The organism is Streptomyces katrae, assembly GCF_000717655.1.
GTDB lineage: Bacteria > Actinomycetota > Actinomycetes > Streptomycetales > Streptomycetaceae > Streptomyces > Streptomyces katrae_B.
Window position 1 is genome coordinate 24,575 of sequence record NZ_JNZY01000027.1, and the last position, 11,765, is coordinate 36,339.

General features: G+C 71.8%; 12 protein-coding genes. 9 read left to right on the forward strand and 3 right to left on the reverse strand.

Annotated features, from left to right (window positions below):
* Nucleotides 1–35 precede the first annotated feature (35 nt).
* On the forward strand, nt 36–2,138 hold the full coding sequence (locus tag IF09_RS0127800) for an ATP-binding protein (protein WP_234321176.1): 2,103 nt from the start codon (nt 36–38) through the stop codon (nt 2,136–2,138).
* Between the two features lie 144 nt (nt 2,139–2,282).
* Here IF09_RS0127800 and IF09_RS0127805 read toward each other — a convergent pair whose 3' ends face one another.
* Nucleotides 2,283–2,468 carry a DUF5999 family protein gene (locus tag IF09_RS0127805; RefSeq protein ID WP_030300124.1) on the reverse strand — a complete coding sequence of 62 codons (186 nt, stop codon included), beginning with the start codon at nt 2,466–2,468 and terminating at the stop codon, nt 2,283–2,285.
* A gap of 360 nt (nt 2,469–2,828) precedes the next feature.
* On the opposite strand from IF09_RS0127805, the gene IF09_RS0127810 reads away from it, so the two are divergent.
* Nucleotides 2,829–3,584, forward strand: a complete 756-nt coding sequence (locus IF09_RS0127810) for a hypothetical protein (RefSeq protein ID WP_030300126.1) — start codon at nt 2,829–2,831, stop codon at nt 3,582–3,584.
* 31 nt (nt 3,585–3,615) lie between these two features.
* On the opposite strand, the gene IF09_RS0127815 is transcribed toward IF09_RS0127810, so the two are convergent.
* On the reverse strand, nt 3,616–4,845 hold the full coding sequence (locus IF09_RS0127815; protein ID WP_030300128.1) for an acyl-CoA dehydrogenase family protein: 1,230 nt from the start codon (nt 4,843–4,845) through the stop codon (nt 3,616–3,618).
* Between the two features lie 203 nt (nt 4,846–5,048).
* Here IF09_RS0127815 and IF09_RS0127825 point away from each other — a divergent pair, with 203 nt between their 5' ends.
* Complete coding sequence (locus tag IF09_RS0127825; RefSeq protein ID WP_030300130.1) at nt 5,049–5,693, forward strand: TetR family transcriptional regulator; 645 nt, start codon at nt 5,049–5,051, stop codon at nt 5,691–5,693.
* Between the two features lie 30 nt (nt 5,694–5,723).
* Here IF09_RS0127825 and def read toward each other — a convergent pair whose 3' ends face one another.
* Complete coding sequence (gene def / locus IF09_RS0127830) at nt 5,724–6,287, reverse strand: peptide deformylase (protein ID WP_030300132.1); 564 nt, start codon at nt 6,285–6,287, stop codon at nt 5,724–5,726.
* Between the two features lie 123 nt (nt 6,288–6,410).
* On the opposite strand from def, the gene IF09_RS0127835 reads away from it, so the two are divergent.
* From IF09_RS0127835 to IF09_RS0127860, 6 genes are all read left to right on the forward strand, one after another.
* Entirely contained in the window at nt 6,411–7,649 is a 1,239-nt protein-coding gene (locus tag IF09_RS0127835) for a MurT ligase domain-containing protein (RefSeq protein WP_030300134.1), read from the forward strand.
* Nucleotides 7,650–7,677: 28 nt separating this feature from the next.
* The gene (locus IF09_RS0127840) at nt 7,678–8,406 is read left to right on the forward strand and encodes a type 1 glutamine amidotransferase (RefSeq protein ID WP_030300136.1); all 729 of its coding nucleotides are present in this window, start codon (nt 7,678–7,680) and stop codon (nt 8,404–8,406) included.
* A 214-nt stretch (nt 8,407–8,620) separates the two neighbouring features.
* Nucleotides 8,621–9,646: a 6-phosphofructokinase gene (locus tag IF09_RS0127845; protein WP_030300138.1), complete on the forward strand. Its 1,026-nt coding sequence runs from the start codon at nt 8,621–8,623 to the stop codon at nt 9,644–9,646.
* A 92-nt stretch (nt 9,647–9,738) separates the two neighbouring features.
* Nucleotides 9,739–10,701, forward strand: a complete 963-nt coding sequence (locus IF09_RS0127850) for a cytochrome c oxidase assembly protein (RefSeq protein WP_030300140.1) — start codon at nt 9,739–9,741, stop codon at nt 10,699–10,701.
* Nucleotides 10,702–10,733: 32 nt separating this feature from the next.
* Nucleotides 10,734–10,892 carry a hypothetical protein gene (locus tag IF09_RS46415; RefSeq protein WP_030300142.1) on the forward strand — a complete coding sequence of 53 codons (159 nt, stop codon included), beginning with the start codon at nt 10,734–10,736 and terminating at the stop codon, nt 10,890–10,892.
* A 161-nt stretch (nt 10,893–11,053) separates the two neighbouring features.
* Nucleotides 11,054–11,764: a lysophospholipid acyltransferase family protein gene (locus IF09_RS0127860; protein WP_030300144.1), complete on the forward strand. Its 711-nt coding sequence runs from the start codon at nt 11,054–11,056 to the stop codon at nt 11,762–11,764.
* The last annotated feature ends 1 nt before the right edge of the window (nt 11,765 follow it).

The window sequence follows — 11,765 nt, forward strand, 5'->3', positions numbered from 1 at the left end:
CACTACCGGACAAGAAGATCGCGCACAATACATCCGTGTTCGGTGAGTACGCGTGCAACAGCAAAGAGTCGGATCCCGCGGAGGCCGACGGCGATCCCGAGCCGGCTCCCGGCGCCCTGCCGGGGAACCTGCCGCCCGACCCCGCGGGCTTCATCGGCCGGCAGGACGAACTCGCCGAACTGCACTGCCTGTTGCGTTCCCGCAGGCTGACCACCCTCACCGGGGTGGGCGGCGTCGGCAAGTCCCGGCTCGCCCTGCGGGCCGCCACCGACCCCGAACAGGCCCGGCCCGACGGGGTCTGGTGGGTGGAGCTCTCGCCGCTGCGCGATCCCGGCCTGCTCACCATGACCGTCGCCCACGCGGTCGGTCTGGCCGACCACTCCGCCCGCCCCCTCGACGAGGAGCTGTGCGCGTGGGTGGCCGACAAGGAGCTGCTCCTCGTCCTCGACACCTGCGAGCACATGGTGGCCGAGTGCCGCCACCTCGTGGGGGAACTCCTCCAGTCCGCACCGGGACTGACGGTCCTGGTCACCTCCCGGGAACCGCTCGCCAGCCCCTGCGAGAAGGTCGTAGAGGTCTGCCCGCTGCCCTGCGACGGACCCGACAGCGACGCCCTCGCCCTGTTCCGCGCCCGCGCCGTGGCCGCGACCCCGCAGGCCGCGGCCGCCTTCGAGGACCCCGAACAGGCCGAGCTCGCGGCCGAGGTCTGCCGGCGCCTCGACGGGATCCCGCTGGCTCTGGAACTCGCCGGCGCCCGGCTGCGCCTGTGGACCCTGGAGCAGACGGCGCAGCGCCTCGGCGCCCGCTTCGCCGTGCTGTCCGACACCCGGCCCGTGCTCCAGCCCCGGCACCGGACGATGCGGACCGCGATCGGCTGGAGCCACGAGCTGTGCGAGCCGGTGGAACGGCTGCTGTGGGCCCGGCTGTCCGTCTTCACCGGGGACTTCGACGTCGCCGCGGCCCGGGCGGTGTGCTCGGGCGGCCCGCTGCCCGCCTCCCGGGTGGAGCGGGTGCTGGCGGGGCTGGTCGCGAAGTCCGTCGTGCGGCGCAGCCGGGAGCGCGGCGCCGGCACCCGCTACCGGATGCTGGACACCATCCGCGAGTACGGCCACGACTGGCTGACCGAACTCGGCGAGGTGCACACGGTCGCCGACCGGCACGCCCACTGGTACGCGGCACTCTCCCAGGCCGCCGACCGGGGCTGGCTGAGCCCGGACCAGGTGGACTGGTACCGCAGGATGACCGCCGAGCACGCGCAGCTGCGGACGGCGCTGGAACACCTCCTCGCCGCCGACCCGGCGGCCGCCCTCGAGATGGCGGGGGCCCTGTGGTTCTTCTGGTTCTCGTGCGGGCACGTCCACGAGGGCCGGGGCTTCCTGGAAAGGGCGCTGAAAACGGCCCCGGGCACGGGTGCCGCCTACGCCCAGGCCGTATGGGCCCTCGGGCTGACCGCCCTGCTCCAGGGGGACATGGAAGCGGCCCGGGAACTGGGCGCGGAGTGCACCCGCGCGGCGGCCCGGCTGGCGGATCCCGAGCCGGAGCTGCGCGCGGCGTATCTCCACGCGGTGTCGGTGCTGATGCCCGGGGATCCCGTACGGGCGCTGGAGCTGGCGGGGCCCCGGGCGCGGGCCGGCCACGGCGGGCGGACCAGCGGACCGGGCTGGCTCCTGTGCCGGCTGGCCACCAGCTACGCCCTGTGCGACCTGGAACGCTTCGAGGAGGCCGCCGAGGAGGCGCGGCGGCTGCGCGAGGCGTGTGCGGAGCTGGGCGAGCGCTGGCTGCGGGCGTACGCGGACTACGTGCTGGCGGTCGCGGCGCTCGGGCTCGGCCACCACGGGGAGGCGGCACACCACGTACGGGCGATGCTCTCGGGCAAGCGGCTGCTCGGCGACCGGTTCGGGATAGCTCTGGGCCTCGACGTGCTCGCGGCGGCGGTGGCGGCGCTGGGCGACGGGGAGCTCGCGGCGCGGCTGCTGGGCACCGGGCACGCCTGGTGGCGCACGGTCGGCCGGCCGCAGATGGGCTCACCCTCGCTGACGGCCCTGCGGGACCGGGGCGAGCGGCAGGCCCGCGCGGCGATCGGCGACGAGGCCTATGAGGCCGCGTTCCTGGGTGGTGCGGCGGCGTCCACCGGCTGACTTCCAGCCGGTGGGGCCGCGTAACGTCGGAGCTCCCGTCAGTACGGGAGGGGTCTGCCCGACGGTGTGCGCAGGTCCAGGTCTCGGGGTGCGGGTTTGGGGACGGGCTTGCGGATCAGCTGCTGGCGCATGCGGCCTCCTCGCTCAGACCAGGGCCGGGCGACGGGGTTCCACCGCGCGGCCGTCGGGGAGCAGCTCACCGGTATCGTCGAAGATCACCAGGCCGTTGCAGAGCAGACTCCAGCCCTGTTCGGGGTGGAAGGCCACGGTGCGGGCGGCGTCGTGATCGGCGCTGTCGGCGGACGGGCAGGGGGGCTGGTGGGAGCACATGGCGCACCTCCTCGCAAAGTGGGGCGGGAGGGCCGGTGGTCACCCGGTCGAATCCGCGATCCACGGTGGCGGTGAGTATTACTGATCGCCGCCCCCGGACGGAACCCATTTCAAGGGTCCAGTTCAGGGTGTGTATGCCCGCTCACCATGCGCTCATGCCCGGTATCCGGTCCGTTCACCCGGCGCCCCCTTGGAGGGGGGCGGCTTCCGTGCCCCGCAACGGGGTTCGGGGGGCGCACGGGCGTGGGCGGGATCACGTCCGGCGCGGATCCGCGCCCGGCCGCCGCGGCCGCCGGGCGGGCTAGGGTGCCGGTGATCACCGACCGCCCGGTGATCACCGCGAGACCCGAGGAGACATCCGTGGCCACTCCGCCACCGCAGCACGGCGCCGGCCCGTACCACCACCCGTACGCCCCACAGCAGGGCGGCCCCCAGAGCCCCTACGGCATGCCGCAGCAGGCGGGCCCGTACGGCCACCCACCGATGCCGCAGGCCCCGTACGGCTGCCGCGTGTGCGGGGCCGGGCCCGCCGTGCGGGCCACCGTACGCGGGCACCAGGGCATGCTCGTCCTGATGCGGTTCCTGCGCCAGGAGGGGCCGTTCTGCCGCGACTGCGGGCTCGCCACCTACCGCACGATGTCCGCGGACACCCTGTGGCAGGGCTGGTGGGGTCCGCTGTCCGTGTTCATCACGCCGGTGACCCTGCTGCTGAACCTCGGAGCGCGCTCGCGCTTCGTCAGGCTCGCTCCCCCGGCGGGCCGCATCCTGCCCTCGCTGCGCCCCGGCAAGCCGCTGTGGCGCCGCCCGCCGGCGCTGGTCTTCCTCGCGGCGACCGTGCTCATCGCCTTCACACCGCCCCTCCTCGTGCTGCTGGGCCTGATGGCCGGGGACGACGAGCTGCCGACCGGCCCGGCCATCGGGACGTGCGTGCGCGACGCGGACAAGCTGCGCAACGAGAAGCTGGTTCCGGAAGCATGCGGTTCCCCGCTGGCCAAGTACCTGGTCACCAAGCAGCGGGGCACCGGCGGCGCGGACTGCGCCGACGGCGACCTGATCAGCGTCCCCGAGAAGTGGGCCGAGGGCGCCCACTCGCTGTGCCTCACGCCCGTGCACTGACGGATCACACGCGTGAGGCGCGGCGGCCCGGCTAGCGGATCGGCATCCCCGAGAGCGTGCGGGCGATCACCAGGCGCTGGATCTCGCTGGTGCCCTCGAAGATCGTGTAGATCGCGCTGTCACGGTGCATGCGCTCCACGGGGTACTCGCGGGTGAAGCCGTTGCCGCCGAGGATCTGGACCGCCTGGGCGGTGACCTTCTTTGCGACTTCGCTCGCGAACAGCTTCGACATAGAACCCTCCGCCGAGGTGAAGGGCTTGCCCGCGACCGCCATCCAGGAGGCCCGCCACACCAGCAGCCGGGCCGCGTCGATGGAGGTCCGCATGTCGGCGAGCTGGAAGGCCACGCCCTGGTTGTCGATGATCGGGCGGCCGAACTGCGTACGGGTCTTGGCGTAGTCGAGGGCGACCTCGTACGCGGCGCGCGCGGTGCCGACGGCCATGGCGCCGACCGCCGGGCGGGAGGCCTCGAAGGTGGCCATGGCCGCGTTCTTCACCCGCTCGCCACCGCCGGCCCTGGCCCGCTCGCGGGCCCGCGCGAGGCGCTCGTCCAGCTTGTCCTTGCCGCCGAGCAGGCAGGAGCCGGGCACGCGTACGTCCTCCAGGACCACCTCGGCGGTGTGCGAGGCGCGGATGCCGTGCTTCTTGAACTTCTGGCCCTGGGACAGGCCCGGGGTGTTCGGCGGCACGATGAAGGAGGCGTGGCCCTTCGAGCCGAGCTCCGGGTCCACGACGGCGACGACGATGTGGACGTTGGCGATGCCGCCGTTGGTCGCCCACGTCTTGGTGCCGTCCAGCACCCACTCGTCCTTGGCCTGGTCGTAGACGGCCCGGGTCCGCATCGAGCCGACGTCGGAGCCGGCGTCCGGCTCGGAGGAGCAGAAGGCGGCGACCTTGACGTCGTCCGGGGTGCCGTACATCTGCGGGATCCAGGTGCCGATCTGCTCCTCGGTGCCGTTGGCGACGACGCCGATGGCGGCGAGCCCGGTGCCCACGATCGACAGGGCGATGCCCGCGTCACCCCAGAACAGCTCTTCCATGGCCATCGGGATGCCGAGGCCGGTAGGGTCGAAGAACTGCTGGGCGTAGAAGTCCAGCGAGTAGATGCCGACCTTCGCGGCCTCCTGGATGACGGGCCACGGAGTCTCTTCGCGCTCGTCCCATTCCGCGGCTGCGGGCCGGATCACGTCGGCGGCGAAGCCGTGGATCCAGTCCCGTACCTGCTTCTGGTCGTCATTGAGCTCCATGGTGAACTCCGCCATGTCCCCTCCAGCTGTGCATCCACCAGTGCGTTACTAGCGGTAACCCTTACGGTGGCCACAGTCTGTTACCGACGAGTAAGCACTGTCAAGCAGAGTCGGCTCCGAGCCGCCGGCGGGGCGGCCGATTCCCTGGCGAGGGTGGGCGGGGTGTTACGTTGCGTGGGCGTCACGCACCATCGCAAGGGCGGGGAGAGAAACACGTCATGGAGACCACTCAGCAGGCCGGCGAACCGGGAGCGGCCGAGCGCCGCAGGCGGGAGCTGCTCGAAGCGGCCGACCGGGTCGTCCTCCGGGACGGCCCCAAGGCCTCCATGAACGCCATCGCGGCGGAGGCCGGCATCACCAAGCCGATCCTCTACCGGCACTTCGGCGACAAGGCGGGGCTCTACCAGGCCCTCGCCGTGCGGCACACCGACGCCCTGCTCGACTCGCTGCGGGCCGCGCTCGACGCCCCGGCCGAGCGCCGCAGCCGGGTGGAGTCCACCCTCGACACCTATCTCACGGCCATCGAGGCCCGCCCGCAGGTGTACCGGTTCCTGATGCACCCGGCCGAGGACTCGCACGCCGCGGAGCGCGGCTTCGACGTGGGCCTGCACTCGGCCCCGCTGCTGCGCCGGCTTGGCGAGGAACTCGCCCAGGTGATCGGCGAGCGGGTGGACCTCGGCCCCGGCGGCGAACGCCTGGCCCGCATCTGGGGCCACGGCATCGTCGGCATGATGCACGCCGCCGGCGACTGGTGGCTCGGCGAGCGCCCGTGCGAGCGTGCGGAGTTGGTCACCGGACTCACCGACCTGCTGTGGGGCCGGCTGGCCACGGCCGGCAACCGCCTGGACGGCCCGGGCTTCTAGCGAACGGGGTCCCCGGCCGGGGACCCCCGCTCAGTTCTGCGCGGCCGCAGCGGCCCGCGCACCCCACGGGGTCTTGCGGATCGCCCGCCGCAGCCGCCGGGCGCGCAGCCCGGTGACCCGGTCCGCGTAGACCGTGCCGTCGAGGTGGTCGCACTCGTGCTGGAGGCAGCGGGCGAAGAACCCCGTGCCGGTGATCCGTACGGGCGCGCCGTCGGAGGTGACCCCTTCTACGACCGCGCGGTCGTACCGGACCGTGCCCGCCTCCAGCCCCGGCAGCGACAGGCAGCCCTCGGGGCCGCGGAACTCGTCCCCGTCGGCCGCCACCAGGCGCGGATTGACGATGTGCCCGACGTGGCGCACGTCCTCGTCGTCGGGGCAGTCGTAGACGAACACCCGCTGTCCGACGCCGATCTGGTTCGCGGCGAGGCCGACGCCCTCGGCGGCGTACATCGTCGCGAACATGTCCTCGATGAGCCGGTCGAGGGCCGGGCCGAATTCGGTGACCTCCGCGCAGGCCGAGTGGAGCACCGGATCGCCCAGCAGGCTCATGGTGCGGACGAGGCCGGTGGTACCGGGAATGGGGCGCTGTCGCATGGCCGTAAGGGTACGACGGGCGAATATATGAGGAGATCGGCGGCGCCCCGGGGGCGCCGCGGTCAGGGCCCCTGCCGGTACTGGATAGGCTGGGGCCGACCGACGCAAGGAGGACAAGGGACGATGGCAGGCAACACAGAGCCGCTTTCGCCGCGGGCCAAGCTGGCCGTGACGGCGGGCAAGGCCGCGGCGGCGGTGTCGCGGGCCGCGGGACGCGGAAGCGGATCGGTGATCGGTGGCAAGGTCGCACTCAGGCTCGACCCCGATCTTCTCGGAGCGCTCGCGCAGCATCTCGACGTCGTCCTCGTCTCCGCGACGAACGGCAAGACCACGACGACCCGGCTGATCGCCGAGGCCCTGCGGGCCAGCGGTCCGGTCGTCTCCAACGCCCTCGGCGCCAACATGCCGGCCGGCATCACCTCCGCCCTCGCGGGCGGCTCGGACGCCAAGTACGGCGTCATCGAGGTGGACGAGAAGTACCTCGCCGGGGTGGCCCGGGACGTCACCCCCAAGGTGATCGCCCTGCTGAACCTCTCCCGCGACCAGCTGGACCGCGCCGCCGAGACCCGCATGCTCGCGGAGAAGTGGCGCGAGGGACTCCAGGGCTCCAAGGCCGTCATCGTCGCGAACTGCGACGACCCGCTCATCGTGTGGTCGGCCTCCTCCTCGCAGAACGTGGTGTGGGTCGCCGTCGGCCAGGAGTGGAAGGACGACGCCTGGTCGTGCCCCTCCTGCGGTGGCGTCATGCAGCGCCCCGGCGACGACTGGTTCTGCGGCGAGTGCGGCTTCCGGCGCCCCACCCCGAGCTGGGTGCTGTCCGGGGACCACGTGCTGGACCCGCACGGCTCGGCCTGGCCGATCCACCTCCAGCTGCCGGGCCGCGCCAACAAGGCGAACGCCGCCACCTCGGCCGCCGTGGCCGCCGTCTTCGGCGTCCCGCCGCAGGTCGCGCTGGAGCGGATGTACCAGGTGCAGGCCGTCGCCGGCCGCTACGACGTGGTGAACTTCCAGGGCCGTGAGCTGCGCCTGCTGCTCGCCAAGAACCCGGCGGGCTGGCTCGAAACGTTTTCGCTGATCGACCCGCCGCCGACCCCGGTGATCCTTTCGGTGAACGCGCGCGGCGCCGACGGCACGGACACCTCCTGGCTGTGGGACGTGGACTACCCGCGCCTGGCCGGCCACCCGATCTTCGTGATCGGCGACCGCAAGCTGGACCTCGCAGTCCGCCTCGAGGTCGCGGGCCTGGACTTCCGGGTGTGCGAGACCCTCGACGAAGCCGTGCAGCTGGCGCCGCCCGGGCAGATCGAGCTGATCGCCAACTACACCGCCTTCCAGGACGTGCGCCGCCGCGTCGGCAACTAGTACTCATACCTCCAGAGGACACAAGAGCATGAGCGACAACAGCCTGCGTCTGGTGTGGGTCTACCCCGACCTGCTGAGCACGTACGGAGACCAGGGCAACGCCCTCGTGGTGGAGCGCCGGGCGCGCCAGCGCGGCCTGGACGTGCAGCGCGTGGACGTGCGCAGCGACCAGCCCATCCCCACCTCGGGCGACATCTACCTGATCGGCGGCGGTGAGGACCGGCCGCAGCGGCTCGCCGCGGAGCGTCTGCTGCGCGACGGCGGTCTGGAGCGGGCCGTCTCGAACGGGGCGATCGTCTTCTCCGTCTGCGCCGGCTACCAGATCCTCGGCAACGAGTTCGTCAACGACATGGGCGAGCGCCAGGAGGGCCTGGGCCTGCTCGACGTGGTCACCGTGCGCGGCGAGGGCGAGCGGTGCGTCGGCGACGTCCTCGCCGACATCGACCCGCGCCTGAACCTGCCGCAGCTGACGGGCTTCGAGAACCACCAGGGCGTCACGCACCTCGGCTCGTCCGCGAAGCCGTTCGCCCGCACCCGCCTGGGCCGCGGCAACGGCACGGGCGACGGCACCGAGGGCGCGTACAACGACACGGTCTTCGGCACGTACATGCACGGCCCCGTGATGGCCCGCAACCCGCAGATTGCGGACCTGCTGCTGAAGCTGGCCCTCGACGTGAACGCACTGCCGCCCATCGACGACCGGTGGTACGAGGCGCTGCGCGCCGAGCGCATCTCGGCGGCGACGCAGCCCGCGTAACACCGCTGCGGGCCGCTCATCGGGGCGGCCCCGCCATCATGTGTTCGGCCCGGTTTTCCCTTGGGGGAACCGGGCCGACGTGGTTTCGTACGACGAGCATGACCAGCATGTGGAGGATGGTTCAGTCCACCTCTCCACCACTTGTAGGGTGGCCGTAGTTCCAACCGGACGACGTGGTCCGGTCGTCGGCCCACGTTGCAAAGGTCTTCCTGCCATGCGCATTGGTGTGCTCACTTCCGGCGGCGACTGCCCCGGCCTCAATGCCGTCATCCGTTCCGTCGTACACCGCGCCGTCGTCGACCACGGCGACGAGGTCATCGGCTTCCACGACGGCTGGCGCGGCCTGCTGGAGTGCGACTACCGCAAGCTGGACCTCGACGCCGTGGCGGGCATCCTGGCCCGCGGCGGCACCATCCTGGGCTCCTCGCGGGTGCAGCCCGCGCACCTGCGCGACGGCGTCGAGCGGGCCCGCGGGCACGTCGCCGACCTCGGCCTGGACGCCATCATCCCGATCGGCGGCGAGGGCACCCTGAAGGCCGCGAACCTGCTCTCGCAGGCCGGTCTGCCGATCGTCGGCGTCCCGAAGACGATCGACAACGACATCGCCTCGACGGACGTCACGTTCGGCTTCGACACCGCCGTCGGGGTCGCCACCGAGGCGCTGGACCGGCTGAAGACCACCGCCGAGTCCCACCAGCGCGTGATGGTCGTGGAGGTCATGGGCCGCCACACCGGCTGGATCGCCCTGCACTCGGGCATGGCGGCCGGCGCGCACGCCATCGTCGTCCCGGAGCGCCCCTTCGACATCGACGAGCTGACGGCGATCGTCGGCGAGCGCTTCTCCGCGGGGAAGCGGTTCGCGATCGTCGTGGTCGCCGAGGGTGCCAAGCCGCGCGCCGGCTCCATGGACTTCCAGGACGGCGGCACCGACCAGTACGGCCACGAGCGCTTCGCCGGCATCGGCAACCTGCTCGCGGTCGAGCTCGAGCGGCGCCTGGGCAAGGAGGCCCGCCCGGTCATCCTGGGCCACGTCCAGCGCGGCGGCACGCCCACCGCGTACGACCGGGTCCTGGCCACGCGCTTCGGCTGGCACGCGGTCGAGGCGGCACACCGGGGCGAGTTCGGGATGCTGACCGCGCTGCGCGGTACCGAGATCGAGATGGTCCCGCTCGCCGACGCCGTGCAGACCCTCAAGACGGTCCCGGCGGAGCGGTACGACGAGGCACAGAACGTTCTGTGACGTTTCCCCCCTTCTGACCCGACCCCCGGACGAGTCCGCGTCCGGGGGCGGCACTACTGTGGTGGGGCACCACGGGTCAAGGGAGTGAACTGATGGATCACAGCGGTCACGGCATGGACATGCACATGGACATGGACCTGCCGCCGTTCACTCTCGGGCGCGGGCTGGAGTTCTCCTTCGACGCCTTCTTCCTGATCGGCTCGCTGGTGGGCCTCGGCCTGTACCTGTGGGGTGTGGTGCGGCTGCGCCGCCGCGGGGACGCCTGGCCGCTGGGCCGGACCATCGCCTTCACCGCCGGCGTGCTGAGCATCGCCCTCATGATGTGCACCAAGCTGAACGACTACGGCATGGTCATGTTCAGCGTGCACATGGTCCAGCACATGGTCATCAGCATGCTCTCGCCGATCCTGCTGCTGCTGGGCGCTCCGGTGACGCTGGCGCTGCGCGCGCTCCCGCCCGCCGCCCGCGGCCGCAAGGGACCGCGCGAGCTGCTGCTGATGCTGCTGCACAGCCGCTACATGAAGGTGATCACGCACCCGGTGTTCACCATCCCGATGTTCATCGCGAGCCTCTACGCCCTCTACTTCACGCCGCTCTTCGACTTCCTCATGGAGAGCAAGCCCGGGCACATCGGCATGATGGTGCACTTCCTGGCCGTCGGCCTGATCTTCTTCTGGCCAATCATGGGCGTGGACCCGGGTCCGCACCGCCCCGGCTACGTGATGCGGATGCTGGAGCTCTTCGCCGGCATGCCGTTCCACGCCTTCTTCGGGATCGCCGTCATGATGGCGAGCGAGCCGATGATCAAGACGTACGCGAACCCGCCGGCCTCCCTGGGCATCGACCCGCTGCTCGACCAGCAGTGGGGCGGCGGCTTCGCCTGGGCCTTCAGCGAGATCCCGTCGGTGCTGGTGCTGATCGCGCTGGTCTACCAGTGGTACCACTCCGAGCAGCGGGCGGCGAAGCGCGCGGACCGGGCCGCGGACCGCGACGGCGACCAGGAGCTGGAGGCGTACAACTCCTATCTCGCCTCGCTCCAAGCGCGTGGCCAGTAGCGGAGGAGCACCTTCGCGCGCGACCATGGGGCATGACCGGATCCGTTAAGGCGATGGCCGTCATGACCTTCGCCGCTCTGGTGGCCGTCGCCACGTACTCTGTGGCCCTCGGCAGCAACGGCTGGCTGTGGTTCGCCTGGGTGGTCCTCGGCCTGCTGACCGCCGGCATGGCCGCGTCCCGCAAGACCTGAACCGGCGCGCCCGCACCACCTTCCCCTCCTCGAGCCTGTCGCAGGCCGGGCTGGCCGCCGCCGTGATCCTGTGCCGGCTGGTCGGATTCTCGTTCGCCATGCCCATCGGGCACCGTGTACGGCACACTGACCTGACCGCCAGGTGAAGGGAAAACGCCCCGGTGTTCTACCACTTGCTCAAGCACGTGCTGCTCGGTCCGCTGCTGCGGCTGCTGTTCCGCCCGCGCATCGAGGGACTGGAGAACATCCCGCCGGAAGGGGCCGCGATCATCGCGGGCAACCACCTGTCCTTCTCGGACCACTTCCTGATGCCCGCCATCCTCAAACGCCGGATCACGTTCCTCGCGAAGGCCGAGTACTTCACCGGCCCCGGGTTGAAGGGCCGGCTGACCGCGTTCTTCTTCCGCAGTGCCGGGCAGATCCCGGTGGACCGCTCGGGCAAGGACGCCGGACAGGCCGCGCTGCGCGAGGGGCTCGGGGTACTGGCCGAGGGCGAGCTGCTGGGCATCTACCCGGAGGGCACCCGCTCCCACGACGGGCGGCTGTACAAGGGCAAGGTGGGCGTGGCCGCGATGGCGCTCGGGGCCGGGGTGCCGGTCGTACCGTGCGCGATGGTCGGCACCTTCGAGATCCAGCCGCCCGGTCAGAAGATCCCGAACATCCGGCGCGTGACGATCCGCTTCGGCCGGCCGCTCGACTTCTCGCGGTACGCGGGGCTGGAGGGCGAGCGGGCCGTGCTGCGGGCCGTCACCGACGAGATCATGTACGCCGTCCTCGAGCTGTCCGGCCAGGAGTACGTCGACCGGTACGCCGCCGAGGTCAAGGCGGAGGCGGAGGAAGCGCGGAAGAAGGCCCGGCGCAAGACGCGCTGAG

Coding starts and splice junctions, on each gene's coding strand:
- IF09_RS0127815 (WP_030300128.1), bottom strand. CDS start 4,845: ATGGCGGAGTTCACCATGGAGCTCAATGACGACCAGAAGCAGGTACGG.
- IF09_RS0127840 (WP_030300136.1), top strand. CDS start 7,678: ATGAGCGACAACAGCCTGCGTCTGGTGTGGGTCTACCCCGACCTGCTG.
- IF09_RS0127825 (WP_030300130.1), top strand. CDS start 5,049: ATGGAGACCACTCAGCAGGCCGGCGAACCGGGAGCGGCCGAGCGCCGC.
- def (WP_030300132.1), bottom strand. CDS start 6,287: ATGCGACAGCGCCCCATTCCCGGTACCACCGGCCTCGTCCGCACCATG.
- IF09_RS46415 (WP_030300142.1), top strand. CDS start 10,734: ATGACCGGATCCGTTAAGGCGATGGCCGTCATGACCTTCGCCGCTCTG.
- IF09_RS0127850 (WP_030300140.1), top strand. CDS start 9,739: ATGGATCACAGCGGTCACGGCATGGACATGCACATGGACATGGACCTG.
- IF09_RS0127835 (WP_030300134.1), top strand. CDS start 6,411: ATGGCAGGCAACACAGAGCCGCTTTCGCCGCGGGCCAAGCTGGCCGTG.
- IF09_RS0127845 (WP_030300138.1), top strand. CDS start 8,621: ATGCGCATTGGTGTGCTCACTTCCGGCGGCGACTGCCCCGGCCTCAAT.
- IF09_RS0127805 (WP_030300124.1), bottom strand. CDS start 2,468: ATGTGCTCCCACCAGCCCCCCTGCCCGTCCGCCGACAGCGCCGATCAC.